The following is a 26,503-nucleotide window of genomic DNA, read 5'->3' as shown; positions in this document are numbered from 1 at the left end:
TTTAGAGATTCAATAAATCAGGCAACCAATTGGATACAGCTGGAACATACATCACGATTAGCAACACAATGATAGAAGAGATTAGAAATGGACCAATTCCCTTTACAATCTGTTCAGTCGGTACACCGGAAATGCCACTGGCCACAAATAAATTCAACCCTACAGGCGGCGTAAAAAGGCCAATTGCCAATGCGACCGTCATAAGCACGCCGATCGTAGTCGGGTCAACGCCAACTTCAAGCAAAATCGGCATCAAAATCGGCACAAAGATATAAAATGCGGAAATCGCGTCTATAAACGCGCCAATCACTAACAAAATCACAGCAGTTAGAAACAAAAGAAGTACACGGTTCTCTGTCACATCTAACACTGCTTGTGTCATTAATTCAGCTACATGTTGCGTCGTCACGAGATAAGAGAACAACGAGGCAGCGCCAATGATGAACATAATGACCGCTGACTGTACAGATGCATCGACTAAAATCCGGCCGAGATGTTTAAGCTTTATTTCTCGATAAAACACAACGCCAACGAGCAATGCATAAAACACGGCCACAACGGCAGCCTCCGTTGGCGTAAACACGCCTGAATAAATGCCGCCCATAATGATGACAGGAACGAGCAACCCAAAAAGAGCCCGATAAAACGCTTTCAAAATCGATGTCAAAGAGGCGCGTTCAACGCTGGCTGCCGCTTCATCAGGGCGCTTGTTCTTTGTTTGTAAGTGGGAGGCGCGCTTACTCGCAAACATGCTGGCGCAGAGAAGGCCAGCGGCAAGCAAAAGGCCGGGGATGATGCCAGCGACAAACAGGCGGCTAATCGAAATGCCAACAAAGTCATTGGCAATCACGCCAAAAATGATAAAGGCAATGCTTGGCGGCAAAATAATCCCTAGTGCGCCTGAACTGGCAATCAATGCCGAAGCACTGTTTTTGTTAAAGCCATTCTTGACGAGTGCAGGAATGAGGATCGCCCCCATAGCGGCGACTGTCGCCGGTCCCGAGCCAGAAATAGCTGAGAAAAACAACGCAGCTACAATCGCGACGATGACAATGCCGTTTTGCTTATGGCCAAAACAAAGGTAGGCAAAGTCAACAAGCCGTTTGGAGATGCCTGAATAGCTCATAATAACGCCAGCTAACACGAAAAATGGGATTGCCAATAACGTAAATGAAGAAATGGAAGAGTACATAATGCTAGGGAGAAGCGCCAATGACGAAAATCCAGAGTCCAACACAAGAATGACCAATGCTGATACGCCTAATGCAAAGGCAACAGGCACATGGATCAACAACAAACAGAAGAACAATACAAAGAGCAACGCCGATAACATTACCCATTCACCTCTTTCACTGCCATTTCCGCCTTCCGATCCTTCTCTCCCCCTTGCGTGAGCCTTTTCCTTTCGTTCACCCACATTTCAACCGTCCTTACTAAACAGAGCAGGCTACCGAGGGGAAGCGCAGAAGTAAACAGCCACTGGGGTATGCTTAAAGCCGGCGTCACCCGGCCCCGTTCTGCCTGTGCCAAAACGAGCTCAATGGAGAAATAGAGCATGCAGCTGAGAAAAACGACCATCAACAAACAAGTCGCCGTTAAAGCCATTCGTTTCCACATTCCGCTCAACTTGTCATAAATAAAACGAAAACCGAAGTGTGCATGTTGTTTAATCGCAATCGAAGCGCCAACAAACGTCATCAACACAAATAAATTGATCGTAATCTCTTCAGCAAACGAGAAAGATGTATGAAACAAATAACGGGATAATACATTGGCAAATGTAATCACCGACATCGTCCCAAGTGAGACGGCAACCAACACATATTCAAAAATCGCCAAACCCCTCAAACAAACTCCCCCCTAATCCTGTACAGACGCTTCTTTTAGAAACGTTTGCACATTTTCTTTCCCCCAAATGTCTTCAAAATGCTCGTATATGGGCTGAGCGGCATCGCGGAACTGTTGAATTTCTTCATCCGTTGGGTAATAAATGTCCATTCCTTTTTCCTTTAACTCTTCTAATTGCCTTTCTTCTTTGTTTCTTGCGATCTCAATTTGATACGCATTCGCTTCCTCGGCTAGCCTCGAAATCAGTTGTTGATCTTCTGGATCAAGGGAGTCATACAACTGCTTATTCATGCCGAGGATTAAAGCGTCATACACGTAATTCCACATCGTCATATAGCCTTGCACTTCTGAAAGGCCAGAAGAATAGGTGACATCGACTGGATTCTCTTGGCCATCGATGGTGCCTTGTTGAAGAGCGGTATACACTTCAGAAAAAGCCATTGTCATTGGATCGGCTTCTTGATTGCGGAAATGAGTCGTAAACACCCCCATACTTGGCACCCTGATTTTTAAGTGTTTTAAGTCTTCTGGCTTTTTAATCGGCTTCGTGTTATTTGTAATTTGCCGAAAGCCGCTTTCCGCAAAACCAAGGGGTTCGACGCCTCTTTCACGCAACATATTTTTGATTAAAGCCCCTGACTCGCCATTCAGCATCCGTTCTGCATCTTCATAACTGTTTATTAAAAACGGCGCGCTCAATATGCCAAACCGAGGATCTATGCCTGCGTAGATGATGGTGGAATTGTAAGAAAAATCCTTCGTGCCATCCATCAATTGCTCCACTCCAGCTTCCGGGCTTCCAGCTGATAACTGTTCATTGGTAAAAATCGCTATGTTGATTCTGCCATTTGTTTCAGCCTCCACATCATCGGCAAACTTTTTTGCCGCTTCATACCATGTCGAGCCACTGCCTACTGTCACCGTCATTTTCCACTCATAATGGGGTTTTTCATTTCCAGCAACGGACCGTTCACTACAGCTTCCAAGAAACAGTGTAAGCGCTATCAAAATCATGCTAAGCGCTTTCGTGCCCATAAGCGCTCCTCCTCTCTAACGTTTCCACCCTAAGTCAAACGAAATCAATTCCGCATAACGGAGCAATTGTTCAATCGTTGCTTTGCTTTTTTCATCGTCAAAACGCAAGGAAACGCCAGCCACACTTAACGCTGCGATCATCGTGCCTGTCGCCTCCCTAATTGGCGCCGCGAACCCTTTTAAGCCAATTTCATACTCCTCCTCATCGATGGCATAGTTTTGCGCTTTAATGTGCACCAACTCCTTTCTTAATTGTTGTTCATCTGTAAACGTGTTCTTTGTAAAAGGCTTTAATTCTGTGCTCGCAAAAAAGTCATCAAGCTGCTCTTGAGACAACTGTGACAAAAACAGTTTTCCAGACGCGACTGCATAAGAAGGCGCATGGCTTCCTGGCCCTAGAACAATTCGCACCGTTTGCGAGCTTTCAATTTTGTCTAAATACGTCACTTTAAACTGGTGAAACGAGGACAGCAAGACGCTTTCCCCTGTACTGTCAGCAAGCTTTTTTAAGTAAGGTTTGGACAATGCCTCAACATCATAATGAGCTTGCGCCATTTTCCCTAGCTGGATAAATTGCTGCGTCAACCGGACTTGGTTGTTTTTCAACTTTTCTGTGTACCCCATCGCCTCTAAATTAGCCAAAAAACGATGCAATGTACTCGGATTTAAATTTAACTTTTTCGACAACTCTGTCGCTGTCATCGGTTTGGCACAGAGGGACTCAATGATTTCAAACGCTTTTCGCAAACTTTTGTTTTGGTATTCCATTCCTATCAGCTACTTTCACATAGTGAAAACTAATTTTCCTTATATGAAAATTATAACTGTACATGAGGAGAGCGTCAACAATTTTTCTGAAAATAATTGCAAAACATAGACTGGCCCTTCACGAGGCACATACTCGCTTAAACAAAAAAGCCAACTTAATGGCTATAATGTTAACGGAGGAACCCGCAAGGAGTGCGGCGAACGCCTAGTAGGAGGCTAACTTGAGCTAAAAATGTCATCCACACACCTACTTAGAGAGTGGCACCCTTAAGAAAGGGAACGAATACGAGGGAAAAGCCACTCATATGCTTTATCGTATCAAGGTTATGAAACGGCATGAACACTTCTTTATACATATTTGATGCGCGATTGGCTGTGTGCTTAGGGAGCGCATGTAAGTAAGCTCCATTTTCTCGCCTTTTCGGGACAAGATTGGTACTCGTATTTCTCCTTGTCGCTTTTTTGTTTGAGAATATAAAAAACTCTTACTCTATTACGGCTTTACTACTATAATAATTTAAGTATGAACGATGTCGTCGTCGATCCAGAGGGGGGAAGTAGACTATGTCTGTGGCCTTATCACCGGAAGAAGTAGGGGCTAAAATTGTTGAGTGGTACAGCTGTATTATTGCCAGGTCTGTAGAACAATCGATTCAGCTTAAAGAAGAAGTCGATAGCATGATTGAACAAATGGAACCAAATGACCGGATGCTATCCTATTATTCATTAGTTGAGTTTCGGCATCATATTATGATGAACCAGGTAGGCAAAGGCGGGAAAGACAATTATGCCATGCAACAGGCAAGTACGGTTGTAGAAAACTCAATGGATCATTTGCTTAAATATCTCTATTTCTTTGTTAGCGGACAAAATGAATTCATGAACGAGCGTTACCGCTCCGCCATTCGTCTTTTTCGTAAAGCAGAGCGCCTGCTTGAAAATATTGAAGACAAAGCCGAAAAAGCCGATTTCCACTACTATATGGGTTCTTCCTTATATCGGATAAGCCAATACCCATATGCCGCCTCCCACATCGAAGAAGCCTTGGTGGCGTTCAAGCGTTTAGGTTTCACGGAAAGGGTTGTCTTCTGCCAAGTCATACTTGGCGGCATTTATTCAGAAACAGGGGAGCACGAGAAAGCCTCGCGTCTATTCAAAGAAGCGATGATGGCGGCAGAAAACCATTCAACGGCAAAAGTGATTGCGTTAAGGGCATTAGGATTAAATGCCGTAAGGGAAAAAAATTACAGGAGCGCAAAGCATTATTTTGAAAAGGCCTTATCTGTTAAAGAACTAGGCAACCACATTCTTGGAGCGAAAAGCGAACATGACTTGGCCAATACGTTGTATCGCATGAATTTACCGGCAGAAGCAGAGCCTCATATGAAAAAAGCATATACAGGAGCCCACTATTTTGACAATCATGAATACAAAGCAAAATGTTTAGCTACTACCGGTTTGTATGTAAACTCTGATCCATCACTCATTGACAAAGCTTTAAAAGATCTTGAAGGCCGTGGCATGGACTTTGAAGTGGATGAAATCGCCGAGGAAGCAAGCACGTTTTTTGCGCAAATCGGCCGTGAAGAATTAGCGTTAAAGTATTTAAAAATTGCCTACCATGCACGGCAAAATTTCTTTAAGCTAGGAGTCGATCAGGAATGAAAAAGGGATTGCTCGTATTCGCAGTTGCATTAGTATGCGTCTCGATTGCCCCTCACACATGGGGAGAAAGCCATCCATCCGTCATACAGACAGATGGAAAAGTAGATTCTGGGCATTAACATCGTTTGGCCTACACTAGAAAGTGGGCGTGCCACGCTTCATTCTTTAAATGCTTGCGCTCGCTTTGAAGAATTTTCCTATATAGGCAACTTCCCCATTTGTTTTGTCGTGCATATACTGCCTACACCAAGAGGCAAAGGAGAGATCAAATGAGCAACAAAGCTGAATGGCAATTGCATGATCCTTATGTGTACGGCATGTTGGCGAAACAAGTAGGCACCACCATCGGTGTGCAGACGACACGGGGGGCGTTGAGAGGCATACTTAAAGCGGTCCAACCTGACCATCTTGTTGTGGAAATGGGCGGGACTCCCTTTTATGTCCGCAGCCAGCAAATCATCTGGGTGCATCCAGCTAAGGTACACCAAGCTAAACAGAAAAATTGAACTAAGACATCCTCCCTGGCGCATATGCATGAGCGTATGGGCTACTGAATAGGGAGGAAATGCTTATGATGAAACGAGTGAACAGAATTGCGATTGAGTTGCCGCGCCCAGAGCATGGCGATGCAAACGGTGCGGCAGCCGTGCAAGAGTTGATGGGCGGCAAGTTTGGCGAAATGTCGACGTTAAACAACTACATGTTCCAATCGTTCAATTTTAGGGGGAAAAAGAAATACAAACCGTTTTACGATTTAATTGCTAGCATTACGGCTGAGGAGTTTGGCCATGTCGAGTTGGTCGCCAATGCGATTAATTTAATGTCGTATGGAAACACGTTCCCAGGGGATCCAGACACAGCGCCACTGCAAAACGGCAAAGATAAACGCTATTCCCTCCATTTTACGACAACCGCGCAAACGTCCTATCCAGGGGACGGCATGGGACGCCCATGGAACGGCGATTTTGTCACTAATTCCGGTGTATTGGTCGAAGATTTACTCCATAACTACGTTCTCGAAATAGGGGCGCGACTACATAAGATGCGCGTGTACGAAATGACAACTAACCCAACTGCAAGAGAATTATGCGGCTATTTGCTTGTGCGAGGAGGCACGCATATTATCGCTTATGCGAAAGCGATTAAAGTCGCTACAGGCGTCGATATCGGAAAAATGCTTCCAGTCCCCCATCCCGACAACAATGCGTTTGAAACTGCCCGCAAATATATGGACCAAGGCCTCTACAATATCCTTTATACATGGGATGAACCTGAGTACCGGGACATTCGCCAAATTTGGAAAGGGGAAAACCCAGAAACAGGCGAGCCGCTTCGCGTCATTGATGGCATGCCTGAAGGGGCGCCTGTGCCAGACTTTGAAGAAAAACCGGAAATGTTTGCGCCAGGAATTGATCCTGATGACTATATGAAAATAGTAAAACGTTTAAAAGAAAACCTATGATGAATGTTAGCCAAGTGGATCAGCGAGGTCCTTTGGCTTTTTGTTTTGCCCCCTTGAAGAGAAAGCCTTTTCATGCTCGTAAAAATCATGTACGATGGACGAAATACTCAAATCTTAGGAGGAAAAAGGATGAACGCTGAACAGTTTCCTTAACGTCAATACCCGATTCGCGGGCCTCCTCTATCCAAGCAAACCAGCCTTTAAATGACAAAAACAGATGATGGAGGAGAAAAGGATGCGAACGTATAATGAAATGATTGACTTGTTGCTAGGTGTGGCCGAATCAGACGAACGGATCAGAGCTGTATGTATGAATGGATCTCGAACCAACCCAAATGCCCGAAAAGACCCATTTCAAGATTACGACATTGTCTACATTGTTCGTGACGTCCACTCTTTTGTCTCCGACACTGGCTGGATTGATCGTTTTGGCGAACGAATCATCATGCAGACGCCAGAAAAGATGACGCTCATTCCACCAGAAGGCGACGGAACGTTTGCATACTTGATGTTATTTACAGATGGAAACCGGATTGATTTGACACTTTGCCCACTCGAAAGGGGCACGACATGGAACCAAGGCGACCCCTTGTCTGTGGTGTTATTGGACAAAGATGGAGCGTTGCCGCTATTGCCTGCGCCCACTGATCGTGATTATTGGGTCCAAAAGCCGAACCAAGACCTTTTTTCAGATTGCTGCAATGAATTTTGGTGGGTGTCCACCTATGTCGCAAAAGGATTATGGCGGCAAGAGTTTACGTATGCATACGATCACTTGAATGTCATCCGGGCTATGCTTTTGCGCATGCTTGAATGGACAGTTGGGATCGAAAACGAGTTTCGCGTCAGCGTTGGCAAACATGGCAAATACCTTGAACAGTATGTGGACAAAGAACGGTGGCAGCTGTTTCTGTCGACTTTCCCGCGCCCCACTTACGAAGATATGTGGCGCGCCCTATTGGCAATGGCACACCTTTTTGAAGTGCTAGCGCAAGAGGTTGCCGCCTGCTTTTCGTTTGACTATCCACACACAGATGCCGAAAAGGTAAAAACGTATTTGCAGCACATTCAAGCGTTGCCCGAAGATGCAACGGAGATTTACTAAAAAGATCGGAGCCTTATCGATGGATAAGGCTCCTTCAACTGTAGAGTAAACGCGCTTCGCCTCTAAAGTCTAGGTGCAGTAAACGCGCTTTAACGAGAAGCTAGCATAAAATCACGCGCCTCGACCGCTTGCTTTTTCAACCTGTCTTTATCGATGCCGATCAACTGGCCGTTGCGCTTTTTTGCTTTGCCTGCGACAAAGACGCTGTCGACATTTCCTGGGTGGGCCGCTTGTGCTACGGCACCAAATGGGTCCGTTACCGGCAGCAAATTCACATCATCACAACGAAGCATAATCAAATCGGCTTCTTTTCCTGGCGTGAGCGTGCCAATCTTGTCTTCAAGTATCAATGCTTTGGCCCCCTCGATTGTGGCGGCTTCCAGCATCTGTTTCGTCGATAACGGCACTTGTTCAGGCATGATCCCTTCATCCAATAGACGTTGGTTTTGTTTTGCCCGCTCTGCTTGCAAGGCAAACTTCATTTGCGCAAATAGATCACCGCCAGTGGATGTGACAACGTCAACCCCTAGTGCAGCAGTTACACCATGTTCAATCGCGGCCCCTGTCACGGGATAGCCGTGGCCCATCATCATTTCAATTTCAGGCGTAATCGACAAGCTGCCGCCGAAATCGCGGAGCAGTTCCAACTCCTCGTTCGCAATCGCATTCCCATGGACGATGTTCAGATCAGGCCCAAGGAGGCCAGCATTGTGCAACTTGGTGACAGAACGGTCATGTGCACCCCAGTTGCCAAAGCCGAGATGCATGCTGCAAACGAGGCCAAGGCGGCGCGCTGCTTCGATTTCAGCAACTGTCGCTTCCCAAGAGGAAAATTCCGGCCCACGAATCGCCAGCGCCATCGTCACAAGCTCGTCGTCTGAGGCAAAATAAGCGTTTTTCACTTCTTCTGCTTTCGCCGCTAAGTCGAGCCGGCTCTCTCGGTTCCAATAGCTCCCTTCACCAGGTGAACCATAGGCAAAGCGGGCTCGGATGCCCGAAGCACGCAACCCAGCTATAAGCTGTTCGGTATGTTCATCCGAGTTAATCATTGTCCAATCTAAAAGCGTTGTTACTCCTGCATCGAGGGCCTCGACAGCACCTAGCCATTGGGCAATGTAATCATCTTCTGGCCGCCGTTTGCTGCCAAGGTTGCCAAAATAGATGGACTGTAAATACGTCTGCAACGACCAATCACTGCCAATGCCACGGATAATCGACTGCCACGTATGGCGGTGGGTATCAACAAGCCCTGGCATAACAATCATCCCAGCAGCATCAACGATTTCGGCGTCAACTCCCTCGATCGTTTGCTCAACAGCAGCAATTTTCGATCCTTCCACAAGCAAATCTGCCCCATTCAGAACACCCAACTTGTGGTCAAGTGTGAGGATCGTTCCACCTTTAAAAAGCACTTTGTCCGTCATTGAAAATCCCCCTTTGTTTATCGTTGCCAAAACAAATGATTGGCGCGTACCGTTTCGTTTTTCGTAAAATAAAGGAAACGACTTGATTGGAGGGCTGCTTTTATGGAAAACTACCACCCCGATGAATGCTTAGTGAACACAGCGCTGGCGCCGATTATCGGCAAATGGAAAGTGTTGATCCTTCTTCACATTGATTACCATACAACATTGCGCTTTAATGAGTTGCGCCGCGCCATTCCGGAAATCACCCAAAGAGTGCTAACCGCCCATTTGCGTGAGCTTGAACAAGAACACTTAATCGAGCGCCGCGTTTTTGGCGAAGGTCGCCCGAAAGTCGAGTATTCGCTATCAGAGCACGGCCAAACACTCCAACCGATCTTGCGGCAACTGCATGCATGGGGCAAAGCACACCATGCTTATCTGGCGGCGCAACAACAGAAATAGACATTATTGCGAGGGCGGGCCGAATTTGCCAGCGCGAAAATCAGCATAGGCTTCTTCAATTTCCTCGATCGTGTTCATGACAAACGGACCATGGGCAACGACCTGTTCGCGCAGTGGCTTTCCTGAATAGACAAGCACTTTTGATCGCTGTAAGGCACGGACACGTAGGACGCTTTCAGTTTGCCCCGTTTCATTTGGCCAATTGAACAAACCGACACCCGTTTTTTCTAAAACGACTTCGTTTGCCTCTGGCCCAAAAGCCAACTCCCCTTGCAGGACATAGAGATGGCCATTGTCCTGTGCAGGCAGCGTTAAATCGTACTCCGCCCCCGCCTGCAACGATAGCTCCACCATCTGCACAGGAACTGCTGAACGCAGCGGCCCAGTCACACCGGCCGTTTTCCCGGAATAAACACGCAGTGAACCGCCGTCTATTTCTACTACTGGCGCTTCTTCCAGACGGACGTCCTGGTAACTGGCAGGCGAGCGCTTTAATGCTTTCGGCAAATTCACCCACAACTGCAACGTATGAATGACATCATCGGCAAATGCCTCCTCCGCATGGCGGGCAGCGTAACCTGCATTCATGTATTGCACATCGCCTGCGTCCAAAACCGAATAACCGCCATGGTTATCGGAATGTTCCAACCTGCCGTCAATCACATACGTGATCGTTTGAAAACCACGATGAGGATGGTCGGAAAACGTCCCCCGTTTAAACCAGTCATCAGCCATCACGACAAAAGGATCAAAATCTTGCTCTCGCCCTGGAGGCAACACCCATCCTTGTTGCACATGGGGATACCCATTTTGCCTATACTGGACATGCCAATGCTCGCGAATCGTACGTTCGATTTGCTCTTCCATTTTTCTGCCTCCTTTACCTTAAGTATAAACAAGTTCTACACCGGAAAAAATGAGGCACTTTCAACTCTGTAAGTTCCTTTGGAGATACTTTTGTTTTTTTGAAATGATGGAGAAACGACTTCACATGGAATGATTTAACGTGGACATCGACAAATAGAAAAAAGAGCTACCCGATGGGAAACTCTTCTTTTCTGACCTATTGATTAGCTATGTTATAAAGGTATTCATAACCCATTTAGATACCCTTCATCTAAATGGGTTCCCTGTTTGAATTATTTGTACAGTTGTACTAAAATTAGCACATGAGTAAAAAAAATAAATCAACTAACCAAAAAGAAATGTCATTCATCGAAAAAGCCCGTAGAGCTCAAATTGTGGAATGTGCGATTGAAACAATCGCTGAAGTAGGTTACGCTCAAGCCTCTTTAGGACAAATTGCAAAACGTGCAAAAATCAGTAAGGGGGTTATTTCCTATCACTTTGCAAATAAAGAGGAATTATTGGAGCAAATAGCGATCGAATACTATTTGGCTTGGCAATCATATATTGCTCCACGAGTAGAAGTTCAAAAATCTCCTAAAGAAATGCTTCGGGTGTATATTGAATCCAATCTTACATTCGTAGATGAAAATCGGAAGCATGTTTTCGCTGTTATAGAAATGGTTTCTAATAAGATAACTGCTGATGGTAAACTTCAGTTTGCAGCAGACCATGATGAAGTTGTTTTACTTCCAATTGAAAATATTCTCACCCAAGGGATGCAAGAAGGAGTTTTCCGAGAATTTACTAGACCATCAGCAAGGGTGATGGCGTTAACAATAAGAAATGCCATTGACGGGTTCACCATTGAATTAATGAGAAATCCCCAGTTAAATGTTCAGGAATATACGAGAGAACTCATTACAATCTTCGATAAGTCAACTAAAAAATAATGTATCACTTAGGAGGAAAACAATGGTTTACTATGAGGTACTTTGTTATAGTTGCAAACAAAAATTCAGAGTGTACGAAGGTTCACTAAAATATAAACAATTTAAGAAAAACGGGAATGGGATTTTTTGTTGCGAAGATTGTAGTCATAAAATACGCATGGATGCAATTAAAAATTTCTTTAGATACTCAAAGTAACAGATGTTTTAGTTCAATAACTTATCTTCGACAATCGTTTTGACTCGCGATTCTACCAGTGCTATCATGAATGACCACTTCCATAAAATGGAGGAAACCATTACGCAAAAAGGAGAGAAAGCACAAATGAATCGCATTGCTCAGCTAGGACAAAACGCTTTGTTTCACTTGATCTCGCTAGAGGTTTTATGCTCCTTCTTGTCGCCCTCGCCCATGCATCCTTGTTTTTGGGCAGCTCCTTGTTAACCCGTCCCGAAAGTATGAGTACGTACGATACCATCGTCAATTATCTTTCTGTCTTCTTTGTTGATAACCGGGCGAGAGCGATGTTTGCGTTATTGTTCGGCTACGGTCTGACCTTAATTGTGCGCAGTTATCTAAAACGAAACAAACCGATAAAAGATGCAAAAACATCTCTTTACCGAAGAGCTTGGTTTCTCATTCTATTCGGCTTCATCCTCTCCGTTCTGATCGGCGGAAAAGACATTCTCGCCATCTATGGGACTGCCCTTCTCGCGTGTTGTTGGTTACTGTTTCGAAGTGACAAAACCGTACTTCGAAGCATCATGGCCTTATCCCTTGCGTATGTCGTTATTTTGCCACTCACATGGATAGCGATGGCCTATGCACAATTTAACGGAAACGAGATCCTTCCAGGCAATTACGCACATTACTTCGAACGAGTCACAAGTCAATTTATCCAATTTGCCACAGGCGGACCATTCATCGCCCATTTTCTGCTGCCTGTTGGGGTATCAATCCTTATAGGTATCTGGTCTGGGCAAAAAGGATTGTTAAATGAAAGCCCAAAGAACAAACCATTCCTGAAAAAAGCCGCTGTTTACGGCCTTTCCATTTCCTTAGTCGGCGCTCTTCCCCACGCCTTATACAGCAACCAACTGATTGAGTTGCCTCCAGCCTTAGTCGGCTTGACGTTCTCCTTGCATATGGCAACAGGCATTTTTGGGGGTGTCGCTTACGCCGCTATCTTTGGCTTAATAGGACCGAAAATAACAAAACCAAGCGGTATGGTTTGGGCGATCACGTCCCTTGGAAAACGATCACTTACGTTTTTTATCTACAACGAAATCATGTTGATTTTGCTGTTCTCCACACAAACATTTAATCTAGGAAACCAACTAGGCATGGCCGCAGGATGGGGACTCACTCTCTGCATTTGGCTCACAGCCCTCGGCTGCGCATCATGGCTCGAATCCAAACAAAAAAGTGGACCAATTGACCACCTGTTCCGTAGGCTCGTATACCGGAAATCGTCTCCCCATGCATCTTAAAAAAGCAGCCGTATAGGCTGCTTTTTAAACAGGGAGTGAATGGGGGTGTTTCCCCAGAACCTATCTTCATTTAAAGATAACTTTATTCTAAAGTTGGGAAAATCCTAAAACTATAGGCAACTCGTTCTACCTCTGCTATTATTAAGCAAAATGGGATTCATTAGGAGGCTGATGATTATATGGAGAGGACGATAAGCTCAGAAAAGGTTGGAGCCAAGATTGTAGAATGGTATAGCTGCCTCATTTCCAAGTCATACGAGCAGGCTGTTTTATTGAAAGATGAGGTTAAACACCTAATTTCGTCAATTGATCCCAATGACAAGTTGACAGCTTATTACTCTTTGGTTGACTTTAAACATAACATCCTAGTCAGTCGCTATAATAAAAATCAATGTTCCCAAAAAATAGATCCGTTTGATGCAATAACAAAAATTGATGACATGCTTAAGTATCTCTATTACTTCGTCAGTGGACAATACGAGTTTACACAAGAACGGTATCGTTCAGCCGTAAAAATGTTCCGTAAAGCTGAACGACTGCTGGAGTATGTAAACGATGAGGCAGAAGAAGCCGAATTTTACCAATACAACGGGCTCGTTTATTATCGACTCAACCAGTACTTGGTTGCCTCTTCCTACATAGAGCAAGCAAAACTCATCTTTGACCGCCTCCAATACAAGGAACCGTCGATAAACTGCCAAATTGTTTTAGCCGGCATCCACCAAGAACTTAAAAATACAGAAAAAGGTGAAAAAATACTCAAAGAGGCATTAGGACAGGCTGTTGACATTCCGATTGTATATGCGCAAGTATTGCGAACACTCGGTTTAAATAAACAAGCTCAACAGAAGTACGCTGAGTCCGAAATCTATTTTAAACAAGCGCTTGAGTACCCCGAACATAAGAACACTATTTTCGGAGTAAAAACAAGCTACAGTTTAGCCAACGCCCTTTTTAAACAGAAGAAAATTGAAGAAGCTCTGCACCATTTCCAACTGGCAAAAGCAGGTGCCGCTTACTATCAAAACAAAGAATATGGTGCCCGCTGCTTGTTTATGGAAGGCATTTTTATTGAAAACAACTTTGATTTGATCGATCAAGCCATTACAGATCTAGAAAAGGAAGGAATGGATTTTGAAGTAGGTGAACTAGCAGAAGAAGCAGCACAATTTGCAGAAAAGGAAGGAAAAACCAAGCTGGCGTTGAAGTATATGAAAGTTGCACATGATGCGCGTCTGCACCAAAACACTTTAGGAGTTGATCAATTTGTTTAAACGGATTGTTTTTCTATCGTTTCTAGTAGTTGCCCTTACTTTAGGAGTTAGCCCAAACGGTGAAAAAGTGGATATTACATTCTTACCGACAGCGTCTTCCCATCTCACATAATTGAAGGGTACTATTTCTATTTAATAGCTTTTCGCCTGTCGGCTCCCTTTTTTCGATTCGAGCCGAGTAAAGAGTTTTTCGGTTTTGTTTCTAATTGTTTTTAAATAGTAACCGCCCCTATTCTAATACTTTATCATTCATGGAATTAGGAGTGGTTGCTATTTTTTTCGTACCAATGTTGTTTATCAAGCTTTTGTAAATATTCATTTGCTTCTTCCAATAAGCTAATATCTTTTTGCTCTATTGCTTGTCTTGTCAATTCTAAACTTTCTTCAAGGGAGTATTGTATCTCACTTGAAACGTCAAATTCTTTTGCCAACCGAATTGTACTTTCATGATGATCTAGCACGTTTTCAAATTCTGCTAAATCTTCATCAGTGAAATCAAATGTTTCCTGTAGCGTCGCATGATAAATCATCGCTGTATTATGAATACCGTCTAAAACCGCCCTGTGAATATTCTTATCATTACCTGAACTGCTAGCCTCTACGTCTTCATTTTCTTGACTGATTTCTTCCTTTATTTCCTCTTTAGCCATGTCATTTGATGGAGCCGCACACCCTGTCGCAATATACGTCATTGTTAATCCTAGCATTAGCGTTTTTTTCATTGAGATACCCCCCTCTTGAAATATTGGTACGCCTACGGTTTTGACAAATTGCGAAACTGCGGACCTGGCTAATTTTGATGACGATTCCAAACAACCCCTCCATTAAGTCAAAAGCGTGTTTGCTACGTCAATAATTGGCATACGGATTAATTATTTTGCTTATTTCTTAATTCTTCTAATACTTGTTTCTCCGTTTCGAGAATTTGTTCAAGTAGACTAATAGACTTATTATGAAACTCTTGGGCATTTTTAATTGCTTGTTCATTTAATTTTTGTGTTCTGGCATTGGCCATTGCTGCATGTCCTACAAGAACTAAAGCCAATACAAAAACAAATACAGTAAAAATACTCATTTCAACCCCCTAAATTGAAAAAAATGGTTAATCTCCAATTCAGATTAGCCAAATGGATAGTAAATGTCAAACTCAATTTTTCGATGGAAACGGTGAAAACGCCTTTGAATAATGCTGCATTTCTAAAAGACAAAAACGAACTGGTTAGACTTAATACTTGTCCTGCTTAGCACCACCCTCTACTTACACATCACTCCCCCAAGCATAATGTTTGCGTTCTCGCTTAAAAAGGTACAAACTAATAGCAACACTTTTGAAAGGATGGTTCCAATGGATGATGCAGTCGGTTATGATATGTTAAACCAACAATTTATAAGCGCGTTAGAGTCACTTGCCTTTGCCACGCCTAGCGATGAGCAGGAGATGGCTGCGGCAGTCTTGCGCCTCATTAAGCACAAACCTGAAGCCATCCATGTCATTGACAACGACTACAAGGAAGCGGCCATCATGGAGCACTGGACAAACTCCATGTGCAAAAAAGAATGTACGTCTGTTTAAGCTTTTTTGAGTCACAATATAGAGATCGGTTATCGACTTTTAGCGAAGCCCCTTTGATAAGGAAGCTTCGCTTTTGTTACGTTTGGATCAGTATCCATCTATTTTATATTGATGGTTCCGTGTGTACTCAATAGCTCCACTGTATGTGATGCATCACCAATTGTTCCCTCTTTTAATTTGTCTGTACTTTTTGTTTCTTTCATATTAGCCAATCCCACTGTAATATCGGCCGATTCGCTTTGGGCAGTAAGCTGCAATGAAGCAGGAGCTTCTTTGTAAGACACGGTGATGTCTCCAGACTTTGTTTCTACAAAAAGGGCTTCTTCTTCTGTTGCTTCTTTGACAGCTACTTCACCATCTGTTGAAGTAATGTTCATCTTAGTACTTGTTACATTTGTTATATAACTATCGCCAGCCTCAGAAGCTACAATCACTTCCTGCAATGAACTATTCTCCACGTTTAATTCACCATCGATTGAAGTAAATTGTCCCTTTTCAGCTGATATCCCGGCCACTCTTTCACTTCCTGAGCCGTTTGTAACAATGAGGTTGGTCGTCGCTATATTCTTCATTTCTATATCGCCATTATTATTTGACACTGTGATTGTGTTGACTTCATTGTCTGGAATTGAGACAGAAATTGTGCCGTTCTTTCCAAAGCTGAACCCTCGTGAGCCGCCTGTTTCATCTGACTGTTGAATTGTCATTTTGTTTCCTTGCTTTTCTATTGTTACAGGGTACTTCTTATTTTTCTGTGTGCCCTCGGCAGTAATCGTTAGTTGTTTCGATTCAGCTTGTTTGAGTTCAACATCCCAAGATTCATTATTGATTTCGATTTCTTCAATTCCTGCTGAGTCAAAGGACTCGTCTATTCGGAAAGGATTCTCCTTTATTTTAGTAAACCCGTAAACGAGTCCGCCAATTGCGGCAACTGCAACGAGAATCACCACTATTCGTTTCATTTTTATTCCTCCTTTCTTGACGTTTAAATAAGATCGATTTTGTCTACGCGGTGAAAAGAAAAATAGCCAATGATAAGACCTAATAGACACAATAGAACCGGCACTCCCATAAATTGAAACAGGCTTGTTTGATCGCCCCCATTCGAAACCGTTGCATTGATTAAAAAGCCAATCAGTACAGCTGAGGTAATGGTGGCAGCCGTTGATTTTTTCCTCATGCCAAAATACAAAGGAATCAAACTGATTCCAGAAATCATAAAGGCACTTAGAAAAACAGCTGGAATGGTTCCGAGAATATCATTTAAGTGAACCGGCTTTTCAAAAAATCCTATGATCGGATTCAAATAAAAAGCCAGTACATTGATCATGATTGAAGCTAGGATGGTACTGAAAAAACAAAACCCAAAGACAATGAACAATTTGCTTCGCATTACTTTCTTTCTCTGTAATGGATAGGTAAACAACAATTGAACCGTGTTCCTTTTGTACTCCTCGATAACTAAACGAGATAAAACAGTGGCTGAAAAAATGATAAATACGATTTTAATCAATATATTCGTTAACGACATGAATTCAAAATAATCTGGAAACATAATGTCTTGTTGTCCTTTTGATCCCCATCCCATAAGGGCAACAGCCGCAAAAATTGTTGCGATTGAAATGACGACTCCTTTAAAATAACGGGATAAGTGATTTTTTCTCCATTCTAATTTAATCAGTTTAAGCATGGTGCTCTCCTTCGTTAATAAGATTTAAAAAATACGCTTCTAAATGATGTTGTTTCATTTCCATTTTGCCCATTTGAACATCGTTTTCTACGAACAGTTTATTCATTTGAGCTTGAGAGACACTTTGTTCAAAAATCCGAATCGTCTGTTGATCCACGATTTGATACTTTTTGATTCCTAGCTTCTTTTTTAGAATGGATATTGTTTTTTCCAAGTGGTTGACTTCGATTTCAAGATAATGGTCATTTCCTTTTCGGATTTCTTCCATTTTCACTTCTTTTAACAGTTTTCCTCGATTGATGATCCCGACCGTATCGGCGATCGCTTCCACTTCTGAAACAATATGACTTGAAATCAAAATCGTAACGCCGTATTTTTGTTTTAATAACACAAGCAGTTCTCGAATATCTTTGATTCCGATTGGGTCAAGCCCATTAATCGGTTCATCAAGAATGAGAATCTCTGGTTTTGTCACGATCGCCCGAGCAATCCCTAATCGCTGCTTCATTCCTAAAGAAAGTTCGTTGATTCTTTTTTGCGCGACACCGACAAGACCGACCACTTCTAAAGCTTCTTTGACTGCATGTTGATCATGATAGTCATGGTAGTGACAATGCAGCTCGAGATTTTCTTTCACGGTAAGCCGCTCATAAAATACAGGGTTTTCGATAATGCTGCCGATATTCTTTAAATAGAAATAGGACATTGGTTTAACCAATTGATTGGAGACCAGGATTTTACCAGAAGAAGGCTTGACTAAATTCAAAATCATTTTCATAATCGTTGTTTTGCCAGCCCCATTCGGACCTAAAAAACCATAAATTTCCCCTTTGTTTATCTTCATATTGACATTAGATATTGTTTCGATTCCCTTAAACTTCTTATACAATTGATGGATTTCGATAATGGTTTCCATTCTTATTTCCTCCTGATTCCCTTAATGGGGTACAATAAGCGTATTGATTTGTTACACACTTAGCTTAATCAATGAAAGTAAAATCAAAGTAAACAGGAAGGAAAATGCCTGTAATTTTTATAGACTGGTTTGGTGAGATTGGGATTGAAATGAGGGATCATAAAAGTGGAACACGCAAAAATTCTAATAGTCGATGATGAAATAGGCATCATAAAGCTACTGGAAATTACACTTGAAAAAGAAAATTTCATTCATATAGATAAGGCAACCACTGGAAAAGAGGCGCTGCAATTAACGAAAGAAAAAACATTCGATCTCATTTTGCTAGATATTATGCTTCCGGATATTAGTGGATTTGAGTTATGTACAGAAATACGACGAAATACGGATACACCTATTATTTTTGTTAGTTCCCGGTCTACAGACTTCGATAAATTAACGGGATTAGGGATCGGCGGAGATGATTATATTACTAAGCCTTTCAATCCTTTAGAAGTCATTGCACGCATAAAGGCCATTCTTCGGCGCCAAAAAATGTATGAACGTTCAGAGAAGAAGCCGGTTTACGATTACGGCTACTTCGCGTTTTATCCTGAATCGGCCATATTAATGGTTCAAAATCAAACAGTAGAATGCACGGCAAAAGAGCTGGAGTTGCTGCATTTTTTTTGTAAAAATCCTAATCGTATTTTCACTACAGCCCAGCTTTATGAACGCGTTTGGGGGAATGATGTGTTCGGAGAAGAAAAAACTGTGACCATCCATATATCCAAGCTGCGAAAGAAACTTGGCGATGATACGCGTAAACCAAAAATCATTGTAAATCTCCGAGGAATTGGCTATAAATTTCTCCCTCCGAATGAGGCATTGCCATGGGAATAAAAACGCGATTCACCCTCCATTTCGCTTTAGGGCTTACTCTTTGGTTGCTAGGGACCGGACTCTGTATAGTGATTCTCGTTGAAGTCCTTCTTCCCTTATTCGATATGATGGTTGGTTCAAATACGGAAGGACTACTAGTTGGATGGATTTTTGCGCTAAGTACTCTTATTTGCATTGTCCTCTTTGGCTGGTATTTTGGCGGGCCGATCGCTTTTATCATGAGATGGATCCACCAGCTCTCGCAAGGAGATTACAAGCAGCCTCCAGGCCTAAGGAAGATTTACACACGAAAAGAAACATTGCGGATGCGTTATCTTCTTTATAAGGAAGTGCTCCATTCCCTTCAATTATTGGCTGAGCAATTACAAGCAAATGAAGTAGAACGCAAGAAAATTGAACATGCAAAACAGGAATGGATAGCGGGTATTTCCCATGATTTGAAAACGCCTTTAACATATATCACTGGATATTCTACCCTTTTATTAACGAATCAGTATGAATGGTCAACAGAGGAAGCCCGCTCTTTTACTCAGGAAATTTATGATAAAGGCAAACATATGGAAGAGTTGATTCAGGATTTAAATCTCGTCTTAAAATTAAATGATGGCGATCGCCCGTTCCCTATCCATACGACGAGCCAGGATTTGGTCGAATTTACGAAAAGGGTCGTTGCCGATATTAGCAATAGCCCACAAGCTGTTGACTATCGACTCCATTTTAAAACGAACAAGCCAAGAATCGACGTCGACTTTGACGACAAATTTATGCAACGCATTTTGCAAAACATTTTAATGAATTCGATTATCCATAATCCTGAACCCGTTGACATCTATATAGAGCTTTTCGATTACAACGAACAGGCAAGAATCCATATAACAGATAACGGCATAGGCATGCCGACTCACATGATGGAAAATCTTTTTCAACAATACTATCGAGGGGCAACGACAAATTCAGCCTCTGAAGGGACTGGACTTGGTATGGCTATTGTCTATAACCTTGTTCGTGCTCATCATGGGACGATCTCTGTAGAGAGCGAACCATCTAAAGGGACATCATTTGATATTCACTTCCCGAAAAAAGGACGCCCTCAAGACAAAATGTCTTGAAGCGTCCTTTTCATGATCTAGCCTTTCGGCTGGATCATTGCCACACGTCCACAGTCCCCTACTGAAATTTCTCTGGCAAAACGATTTATTGTAAAATGGAGTCATTCGGAAGAGGAGGCGTATCCATTGATTACGATTGTTGGCAGTATAAACATTGATCTTGTCGTCCACACGGGCACCATGCCTGTCCTAGGGGAAACAGTGCTTGGCGGCGAGTTCCAAACGAACCCAGGAGGAAAAGGGGCCAATCAAGCAGTAGCCGCGGCGAGGCTTGGTGCTGACGTGACGATGATAGGCAAAGTCGGCAATGACCCGTACGGAAAGCTTGTCACAGGCAACTTACAAAACGAACAAATTAACACGGATTACATAGACGTTGGTAAGGACGAACATACAGGCGTAGCCATGATTACGGTAACAAACAGCGACAATGCGATTGTTGTCGCGCCTGGCGCCAATTTCAGTTGGAAGCGCGAAGACACCGCCCAATACCGTGATGTGTTAAAACAGACAAACGTCCTCGTGCTGCAACTTGAAGTGCCGCTCCCTTTTATCGAGGAAATCGCTAAAATAGGCAAGGAAGAACGATGCATCGTCATTCTAAACCCTGCCCCTGCACAGCCGCTGCCGCCATCGTTGCTTGATCTCGTTGATTATATCACTCCAAATGAAACGGAGTGCCAGACGATCTTTAAGCAATCGGTTGAACAAGCGGTACAGAGATATCCAAACAAGTTGCTTGTAACGGAAGGAAAAAAAGGCGCCACCTACCACGACGGCCAACAGCTCGTTCACGTAAACGGATTTCCAGCGGACGCCGTCGACACTACCGGGGCAGGCGATACATTCAATGGCGCTCTTGCCGCGGCTTTGGCGTCTGGCCAGCGATTAGCCGAAGCGGTGCCATTTGCTAATGCCGCAGCTTCGCTATCAGTAGAACAGGCAGGCGCACAAGCAGGGATGCCGTCAAAACAACAAGTGTTGCACCGTCTTGGCTCATCATAAAGAAGAGGCTCTTTCCTTACAGGGAAGGGCCTCCAGTCGTCTTTTGCGCGGGGCTTTGAAGGATATGGAGCTGTGGCCGACTCGCCAATCGTACAGCAACAAAACGCCTATAGGGACTTCTTACTCGCTTTCTCAATCAAAACAGTGAATAACCGTGCCATCGCTGCATCGTTTGCTGCTAATTCTTCTGGATGCCATTGGACGCCAAGGACAAAGGGCATTCCTTCTCTGCCTTCTACTGCCTCAATGATGCCATCAGAAGCCGATGCGACCTGCTTTAACTGCGGAGCAAGCCTGCCGATTGCCTGGTGATGCAAACTGTTCACCCTTATCTCTTCGGATCCGATCACTTGATGCAACAGGCTATCTTTCACAATCTGAATACGGTGAGTCACATCTGTGCGGCCTGCTTCCTGGTAGTGTTTGCAGGCATTTGGTAGGCCTGTTTCAATATCTTGCATCAAGCTTCCTCCTAAAGCAACGTTCAAGACGCCAATGCCTCTGCAAATGGCAAAAATCGGCTTTTTCTGTTGCAAAGCGTGTTTAACTAATTCGATTTCCACTTCATCACGCTGTAAAAATGTTTTTTGCAGTTTCGGCGAAGGTTCAGCCTTATATAAATATGGATCCACATCCTCACCGCTGCTTAAAATCAAGCCATCGCATGCTTTTATCCAATCAGAAGCGAGTTCAACTTTGCCTACAGGGATCACAATCGGCACGCCTCCAGCGTTCATGATGACTTCGACGACCTTCTCAGCGAGGTCTACACTTGGAATTTGATTATGAAGGGCAATTGTGCTCGTAATTCCTATTACTGGTTTAGCCATTCGCAAGCATCCTCTCTTTCTATTGCCTGCTGTTAGTGTTGCTTGTCCGTCTGGAAAACATACCTTGCCACGCTCTTTCGTTCAAAACACCGTGCTCCTAGAAGCGCCACCCCTGGACATTGCCAAAAATGGTTTGTACTCTTCCTCCGCATAATTATTCAAATCATTCAGTAAAAAACGCCAAAAAGTCTTGACGATTTCCCAATGAATCGCTGATAATAAACGAACAAGCTTCATTCGAACAAACGATCAACACGCTATTCTGTTATGGTAAGTGGCTTCATTTTTTATTACGACTGTTGCTGTCACTCGTTTTTTTATGAAAAACGACTGAACGTAATTGAACAAATCTTCAATGAAAGGTGATAAAAGATGACCGTTGCTATTTCCCCTGAGAAAGCAGGAGCCACGATTGCCGAGTGGTACAGTTGCATCATTGCCCGTTCCGTGGAACAAGCTTCACAATTAAAGGCAAAAGTTGATGCCATGTTTAAGCAGATCGAAAAGAATGAGCGTTTGCTCGCCTATTATGCACTCGTCAACTTTCGCTACCGCCTTATGTGCAAACAAGCTAGCCAAGGCAGTGCTGACGACGAAATGTTGAAGAGGGCCGGGATGGTGGCTGAGGAATCCGTGGACCATCTATTGAAGTATTTATATTATTTTTCATGCGGACAGAACGAATTTGTCAATGAACGTTATCGCTCCGCCATTCGCTTATTCCGCAAAGCTGAACGCTTGCTCGAATATGTAGAAAACAAAGAAGAAGAAGCTGAATTCCATTACTATATGGGCCTCTCCCTTTACCGGATCAGCCAGTACCCATTTGCGGGATCTTATATTGAAGAAGCACTCGTCGAATTTAACCGTTTAGGAAATAAGGAACGCTCCATCCATTGCCAAACGATCCTTGGGGGCATTTATTCGGAAACAAAGCAATACGATAAGGCAATTCTAATTCTTAATGAAGCCCTCGCCGCAGCTGATCCGTACCCTTTTTCCAAAATGGCGGTCCTTCGCGCTTTAGGCCTGAACGCACTTAGGTACCGCAATTATGAACAAGCACGGCAATGGTTTGAAAAGACATTGTCTTACCATGAGTTCCAGCATACCCTTATCGGCGTTAAAAATACGTACAATTTAGCCAATACATTGTATCGCTTGAATTTGCCCCAACAGGCAGCGCCTTATTTGAAAAAGGCAGCGATCGGGGCAGAGTTTTATCGAAATAAAGAATACAAGGCACGATGTTTAGCGACTAGAGGGTTATATGCGGAAGGCAACTATGCACTGATTGACCAAGCAATCGAGCAGTTAAATGAGGAATGCTTTGACTTTGAAGTGGACGAGCTTGCAGAGGAAGCAGCGACTTATTTTGAACAAGCCGGCCATACAACATTGGCGTTAAAATATTTAAAAATTGCTTACCAAGCCAAGCAAAACTTATTTAAATTAGGCGCAGGCCAATAAACCTTTACTCTGACAGTCAGTCCGCCGCGTGCTGCCAGTGGCCAAGTAAAACCGAACGCTGTCGCTTAGCAAGGGAGCAACTAGTTGAAGCGGCTCCCGCAGGAGGTGCCGCCTTCTCTCTTGCTTTTCTATTTGCCGCAAAACTGCTTAGGCGACATTCCTGTGTACTTTTTAAACACTTGGCTAAAATACTTATAGTCACTAAAACCGGTTTTTTCGGCGACTTCATAGATAAGCAGCTTTTCGTCTTGAAGCAAGCTAATTGCCTTGGTAAGGCGGTAGCGCGTTACTAATTCATTAAAGCTGTACCCTGTTTTTTCCTTTAACTTGTCATTCAAGCTGACTGTGGAAAGGCCAATCTCATTGCTTGCTGCTTTTAACGTCACTTTTTCATGGTAGTGTTTTTTAATAAAATCCATGATTTCGGCGACATAGGTTGAGTGGCTGCCTATCCCCAAGTCGAGAAGATGGCTATACACTTTTGATTGTTTTGTTAAATGATCGTTGTTTTTTTGTTCCTGCAATTTTTGTACGAGCTTTTGCAAAGTAGCCTCCAATTCATGCAAATCAACTGGTTTTAGCAAATAATCATGGACGCCAATTGTGATCGCTTGCTTGGCGTACTCGAACTCGCCAAAACCAGATAAAATAATCGCTTCAAAGGAATAATCGGCTTTGGCTTCTTTTAACATGGCCAGCCCGTCTTTAAACGGCATGCGGATGTCCGTAATGATAATGTCCGGTTTTGTTTGTTTAATGAGGTTCAGCCCTTCAGCCCCATCCTCAGCGGCACCGACCACGGTACAATCGTTGCTTAGCCAGTCCACACGGTAGAGCAGCCCTTTTAACAGGATCGGTTCATCTTCCACGATTGCCACTTTTAGCATGTTGTCACCCCTCATATGGAATGTGCATACGGACGGTCGTCCCCTCTCCTTTTTCCGGCGCTGAAGCGATCTCAATCCCGTAAGATTCCCCGTAAAGCAGTTGAATCATTTGGTGGGTATTTTTTAAACCAGTATGCGCCGTCTCTTTCATTTCTCCTGCCATAATCGCTTTGATTTTCGCCACTTCTCCAGGCGTCATGCCAAGCCCATTGTCCTCTACTACAAATGTCAGCACCCCATTCCCCCAGCAGGCGCTTACATCAACTTTCAAACAGCGGGTGCTGTCAATATTGTGCTTGATTGCATTTTCAATTAGTGGTTGAAGGAGTAGTTTCGGCACACGAGCACGGCCTAGTTCTGGCTCAATCGCGATCGTGTAATCGAGCCTCTTGCCATAGCGCATTTTTTGCAAGGCAAAATAGTCTTGCAAGTAGGCAATATCTTCTTCCAACAAAACAGTCGTATCGCCAAAATGAGCGTTGTAGCGCATCAATTTCGCTGTTTTGACAATCATCTCCGCTGCACTCTCTGGGTTAGCCAATGTTTCATATTTGATCATTTCCAATACATTGTAAAGGAAATGGGGATTAAATTTTGCCTCTAAGTGTTTGATTTCACTCAAGCGTTTTTTCTCAAGAATCTCTTCGTTTTTATCGACAAGTGCTTGAATTTCATGGACTTTATTCGTATATTCCTCGTAAATTGTTTGCACTTCAGCAAAGACATGATCGGTTTGTTGAAAATGAAGATGGTTGTTCTTTGAAGAGATTCGCGCGACTAGCGCATCAAAAGGTTCAAGCGTCTTTTTTAAAATTTTCGGTGTGACCAGCCAGACAACAGCCAACATAACAAAGCTTGAAACCACCATTGCTAAAATACCATACAACAACAGCAGCTGATACGTTTTGACAGACGTGAGCGTGATCACTTGAATGGGCTGGCCAGCGACTTCTGTTTTCGTCACGTAAAAAGGATTGCCGTCATACTGGACAAGGAATCCATCGGTTGGAATCGTTAATTTTCCAAGGGCGCCAATTCCGATTGTATGGCTATAAAAAACGGCATTATAGAATGAATCGGTGACAAATACAATTTGCTCACTGGCCGACTGGAGGGTATGTTCAAGCAAGAACAGCAAATAACCTGTACGCTCTCCCTCCCCTTCCTCTATCGCAGCGGCAAACACATAAGCGCCTCCTTGGCCAGCGTTAAGCGCTCGTTTATTGACATACTCCCCTGTAAATTGATGTTCATCTGCTTTTTGCATTTGTTCCCGCAGGACCGGGCTTTGCTGCAATTGTTCCTTCTGCCCTTCATACAAGCTTGTGGAGACAATCGCCTCTTCGTTGTCCAGCAAGACAAAGTCTGACTGAAACGTTTGGGCATTACGGAAATCGTAAAGCAATTGATTCGCTTCTCTGCTTTTTCCTTCGCCACGTAAAAAGGCTTTGATTTGTTCATCGGCTACTAAACGGGCCATTCCCTCTTTGTATTGGGCAAACTCAGCTTCGACCTCTTTAGCCACTCGTTCATTTGTCGCTTGGCTCGGTCGGACAATCGATACATTGAATAGAAAAAGCAAAGACAATAGATATACACACAAAATCGCGGAAATAATGACGATAGCGTTCGTTAAAAACGACCGTTGAATATCATCTTTCATCCGTCTGCGTTCCATCGCGGTCAACCCCACTATGATGATAGGACAACGAGGGGCTGCTTTTTACAAGCAGCCCTCAGACAAACTCGCATACTTCGTCGTTTGCCTCACTCATATACTTTGAAACTTGCGTTTCATGCGCAAGAAAACCGCTGCTCATGAACCCCGT

General features: G+C 43.5%; 29 protein-coding genes. 15 read left to right on the top strand and 14 right to left on the bottom strand.

Annotated features, from left to right (window positions below):
• Position 1: 1 nt before the first annotated feature.
• From N6H06_RS02620 to N6H06_RS02605, 4 genes are read right to left on the bottom strand one after another with little or no spacing between them, the layout of a single operon-like run.
• The gene (locus N6H06_RS02620; RefSeq protein WP_318527491.1) at positions 2-1,417 is read right to left on the bottom strand and encodes a TRAP transporter large permease; all 1,416 of its coding nucleotides are present in this window, start codon (positions 1,415-1,417) and stop codon (positions 2-4) included.
• Complete coding sequence (locus N6H06_RS02615; protein WP_263705554.1) at positions 1,333-1,848, bottom strand: TRAP transporter small permease; 516 nt, start codon at positions 1,846-1,848, stop codon at positions 1,333-1,335. The genes N6H06_RS02620 and N6H06_RS02615 overlap by 85 nt, the downstream gene beginning before the upstream one ends.
• Before the next feature lie 12 nt (positions 1,849-1,860).
• On the bottom strand, positions 1,861-2,883 hold the full coding sequence (locus N6H06_RS02610; RefSeq protein WP_263705553.1) for a DctP family TRAP transporter solute-binding subunit: 1,023 nt from the start codon (positions 2,881-2,883) through the stop codon (positions 1,861-1,863).
• Positions 2,884-2,898: 15 nt separating this feature from the next.
• Positions 2,899-3,651: an IclR family transcriptional regulator gene (locus N6H06_RS02605; RefSeq protein ID WP_263705552.1), complete on the bottom strand. Its 753-nt coding sequence runs from the start codon at positions 3,649-3,651 to the stop codon at positions 2,899-2,901.
• A gap of 564 nt (positions 3,652-4,215) precedes the next feature.
• Between N6H06_RS02605 and N6H06_RS02600 the strand changes: the two genes are divergently transcribed.
• The 5 genes from N6H06_RS02600 to N6H06_RS02580 all read left to right on the top strand — a co-directional run bounded on the left by N6H06_RS02600 (position 4,216) and on the right by N6H06_RS02580 (position 7,883).
• Positions 4,216-5,316: a response regulator aspartate phosphatase gene (locus N6H06_RS02600; protein ID WP_263705551.1), complete on the top strand. Its 1,101-nt coding sequence runs from the start codon at positions 4,216-4,218 to the stop codon at positions 5,314-5,316.
• Positions 5,313-5,435, top strand: coding sequence for a hypothetical protein (locus N6H06_RS02595; protein WP_263705550.1), 123 nt, complete (start codon positions 5,313-5,315; stop codon positions 5,433-5,435). The genes N6H06_RS02600 and N6H06_RS02595 overlap by 4 nt, the downstream gene beginning before the upstream one ends.
• Before the next feature lie 150 nt (positions 5,436-5,585).
• Positions 5,586-5,822, top strand: coding sequence for a YuzF family protein (locus N6H06_RS02590; RefSeq protein ID WP_062745395.1), 237 nt, complete (start codon positions 5,586-5,588; stop codon positions 5,820-5,822).
• Between the two features lie 65 nt (positions 5,823-5,887).
• Entirely contained in the window at positions 5,888-6,778 is an 891-nt protein-coding gene (locus tag N6H06_RS02585) for a manganese catalase family protein (RefSeq protein ID WP_263705549.1), read from the top strand.
• Positions 6,779-7,013: 235 nt separating this feature from the next.
• Entirely contained in the window at positions 7,014-7,883 is an 870-nt protein-coding gene (locus N6H06_RS02580; protein ID WP_263705548.1) for an aminoglycoside 6-adenylyltransferase, read from the top strand.
• An 89-nt stretch (positions 7,884-7,972) separates the two neighbouring features.
• Here the strand turns inward: N6H06_RS02580 and N6H06_RS02575 are convergent, their stop codons facing one another.
• Positions 7,973-9,307 (bottom strand): amidohydrolase family protein, encoded by a 1,335-nt coding sequence (locus N6H06_RS02575; RefSeq protein WP_212954457.1) that lies wholly within the window; start codon positions 9,305-9,307, stop codon positions 7,973-7,975.
• A gap of 102 nt (positions 9,308-9,409) precedes the next feature.
• On the opposite strand from N6H06_RS02575, the gene N6H06_RS02570 reads away from it, so the two are divergent.
• Positions 9,410-9,751, top strand: coding sequence for a winged helix-turn-helix transcriptional regulator (locus tag N6H06_RS02570; RefSeq protein ID WP_062745389.1), 342 nt, complete (start codon positions 9,410-9,412; stop codon positions 9,749-9,751).
• Positions 9,752-9,754: 3 nt separating this feature from the next.
• Here the strand turns inward: N6H06_RS02570 and N6H06_RS02565 are convergent, their stop codons facing one another.
• Complete coding sequence (locus tag N6H06_RS02565; protein ID WP_062745388.1) at positions 9,755-10,618, bottom strand: pirin family protein; 864 nt, start codon at positions 10,616-10,618, stop codon at positions 9,755-9,757.
• A gap of 302 nt (positions 10,619-10,920) precedes the next feature.
• On the opposite strand from N6H06_RS02565, the gene N6H06_RS02560 reads away from it, so the two are divergent.
• The 4 genes from N6H06_RS02560 to N6H06_RS02545 all read left to right on the top strand — a co-directional run bounded on the left by N6H06_RS02560 (position 10,921) and on the right by N6H06_RS02545 (position 14,312).
• Positions 10,921-11,550 (top strand): TetR/AcrR family transcriptional regulator, encoded by a 630-nt coding sequence (locus N6H06_RS02560; protein WP_212954458.1) that lies wholly within the window; start codon positions 10,921-10,923, stop codon positions 11,548-11,550.
• A 22-nt stretch (positions 11,551-11,572) separates the two neighbouring features.
• Complete coding sequence (locus tag N6H06_RS02555) at positions 11,573-11,746, top strand: DUF2197 domain-containing protein (RefSeq protein ID WP_095238770.1); 174 nt, start codon at positions 11,573-11,575, stop codon at positions 11,744-11,746.
• 188 nt (positions 11,747-11,934) lie between these two features.
• The gene (locus N6H06_RS02550) at positions 11,935-13,038 is read left to right on the top strand and encodes a DUF418 domain-containing protein (protein ID WP_263705547.1); all 1,104 of its coding nucleotides are present in this window, start codon (positions 11,935-11,937) and stop codon (positions 13,036-13,038) included.
• Between the two features lie 179 nt (positions 13,039-13,217).
• On the top strand, positions 13,218-14,312 hold the full coding sequence (locus N6H06_RS02545) for a response regulator aspartate phosphatase (protein ID WP_263705546.1): 1,095 nt from the start codon (positions 13,218-13,220) through the stop codon (positions 14,310-14,312).
• Between the two features lie 257 nt (positions 14,313-14,569).
• Here the strand turns inward: N6H06_RS02545 and N6H06_RS02540 are convergent, their stop codons facing one another.
• On the bottom strand, positions 14,570-15,034 hold the full coding sequence (locus tag N6H06_RS02540) for a hypothetical protein (RefSeq protein ID WP_062745382.1): 465 nt from the start codon (positions 15,032-15,034) through the stop codon (positions 14,570-14,572).
• Between the two features lie 146 nt (positions 15,035-15,180).
• The gene (locus N6H06_RS02535; RefSeq protein WP_263705545.1) at positions 15,181-15,387 is read right to left on the bottom strand and encodes a hypothetical protein; all 207 of its coding nucleotides are present in this window, start codon (positions 15,385-15,387) and stop codon (positions 15,181-15,183) included.
• A gap of 270 nt (positions 15,388-15,657) precedes the next feature.
• On the opposite strand from N6H06_RS02535, the gene N6H06_RS02530 reads away from it, so the two are divergent.
• Positions 15,658-15,885, top strand: coding sequence for a hypothetical protein (locus N6H06_RS02530; RefSeq protein WP_263705544.1), 228 nt, complete (start codon positions 15,658-15,660; stop codon positions 15,883-15,885).
• Between the two features lie 98 nt (positions 15,886-15,983).
• Here the strand turns inward: N6H06_RS02530 and N6H06_RS02525 are convergent, their stop codons facing one another.
• The 3 genes from N6H06_RS02525 to N6H06_RS02515 are packed head-to-tail and all read right to left on the bottom strand — an operon-like array spanning position 15,984 to position 18,491.
• Positions 15,984-16,847 (bottom strand): DUF4097 domain-containing protein, encoded by an 864-nt coding sequence (locus N6H06_RS02525; protein WP_263705543.1) that lies wholly within the window; start codon positions 16,845-16,847, stop codon positions 15,984-15,986.
• A 23-nt stretch (positions 16,848-16,870) separates the two neighbouring features.
• A complete protein-coding gene (locus N6H06_RS02520; protein WP_263705542.1) occupies positions 16,871-17,575 on the bottom strand; it encodes an ABC transporter permease in 705 nt (234 codons plus the stop codon).
• Positions 17,568-18,491, bottom strand: a complete 924-nt coding sequence (locus tag N6H06_RS02515; protein WP_263705541.1) for an ABC transporter ATP-binding protein — start codon at positions 18,489-18,491, stop codon at positions 17,568-17,570. Before N6H06_RS02515 ends, N6H06_RS02520 begins: the two co-directional genes overlap by 8 nt.
• 165 nt (positions 18,492-18,656) lie before the next feature.
• Between N6H06_RS02515 and N6H06_RS02510 the strand changes: the two genes are divergently transcribed.
• From N6H06_RS02510 to rbsK, 3 genes are all read left to right on the top strand, one after another.
• Positions 18,657-19,373 carry a response regulator transcription factor gene (locus N6H06_RS02510; protein ID WP_263705540.1) on the top strand — a complete coding sequence of 239 codons (717 nt, stop codon included), beginning with the start codon at positions 18,657-18,659 and terminating at the stop codon, positions 19,371-19,373.
• Positions 19,364-20,482, top strand: a complete 1,119-nt coding sequence (locus N6H06_RS02505; RefSeq protein WP_263705539.1) for a sensor histidine kinase — start codon at positions 19,364-19,366, stop codon at positions 20,480-20,482. The genes N6H06_RS02510 and N6H06_RS02505 overlap by 10 nt, the downstream gene beginning before the upstream one ends.
• A gap of 126 nt (positions 20,483-20,608) precedes the next feature.
• Positions 20,609-21,487: a ribokinase gene (rbsK, locus tag N6H06_RS02500; RefSeq protein WP_263705538.1), complete on the top strand. Its 879-nt coding sequence runs from the start codon at positions 20,609-20,611 to the stop codon at positions 21,485-21,487.
• Between the two features lie 107 nt (positions 21,488-21,594).
• Here the strand turns inward: rbsK and N6H06_RS02495 are convergent, their stop codons facing one another.
• The gene (locus N6H06_RS02495) at positions 21,595-22,317 is read right to left on the bottom strand and encodes a gamma-glutamyl-gamma-aminobutyrate hydrolase family protein (RefSeq protein WP_263705537.1); all 723 of its coding nucleotides are present in this window, start codon (positions 22,315-22,317) and stop codon (positions 21,595-21,597) included.
• A gap of 372 nt (positions 22,318-22,689) precedes the next feature.
• On the opposite strand from N6H06_RS02495, the gene N6H06_RS02490 reads away from it, so the two are divergent.
• On the top strand, positions 22,690-23,787 hold the full coding sequence (locus N6H06_RS02490; protein ID WP_263705536.1) for a response regulator aspartate phosphatase: 1,098 nt from the start codon (positions 22,690-22,692) through the stop codon (positions 23,785-23,787).
• A 128-nt stretch (positions 23,788-23,915) separates the two neighbouring features.
• Here N6H06_RS02490 and N6H06_RS02485 read toward each other — a convergent pair whose 3' ends face one another.
• Both N6H06_RS02485 and N6H06_RS02480 read right to left on the bottom strand, forming a co-directional pair.
• Positions 23,916-24,674: a response regulator transcription factor gene (locus tag N6H06_RS02485; RefSeq protein WP_062745371.1), complete on the bottom strand. Its 759-nt coding sequence runs from the start codon at positions 24,672-24,674 to the stop codon at positions 23,916-23,918.
• A gap of 4 nt (positions 24,675-24,678) precedes the next feature.
• Complete coding sequence (locus tag N6H06_RS02480) at positions 24,679-26,352, bottom strand: sensor histidine kinase (RefSeq protein ID WP_263705535.1); 1,674 nt, start codon at positions 26,350-26,352, stop codon at positions 24,679-24,681.
• Positions 26,353-26,503 lie beyond the last annotated feature (151 nt).

Origin of the sequence: Shouchella tritolerans, from assembly GCF_025770735.1 — a bacterium.
Taxonomy (GTDB): Bacteria; Bacillota; Bacilli; order Bacillales; family Bacillaceae_D; genus Shouchella; species Shouchella tritolerans.
Note: the sequence above shows the minus strand (reverse complement) of the source record. Positions and strands in the feature narration are given on the sequence as shown.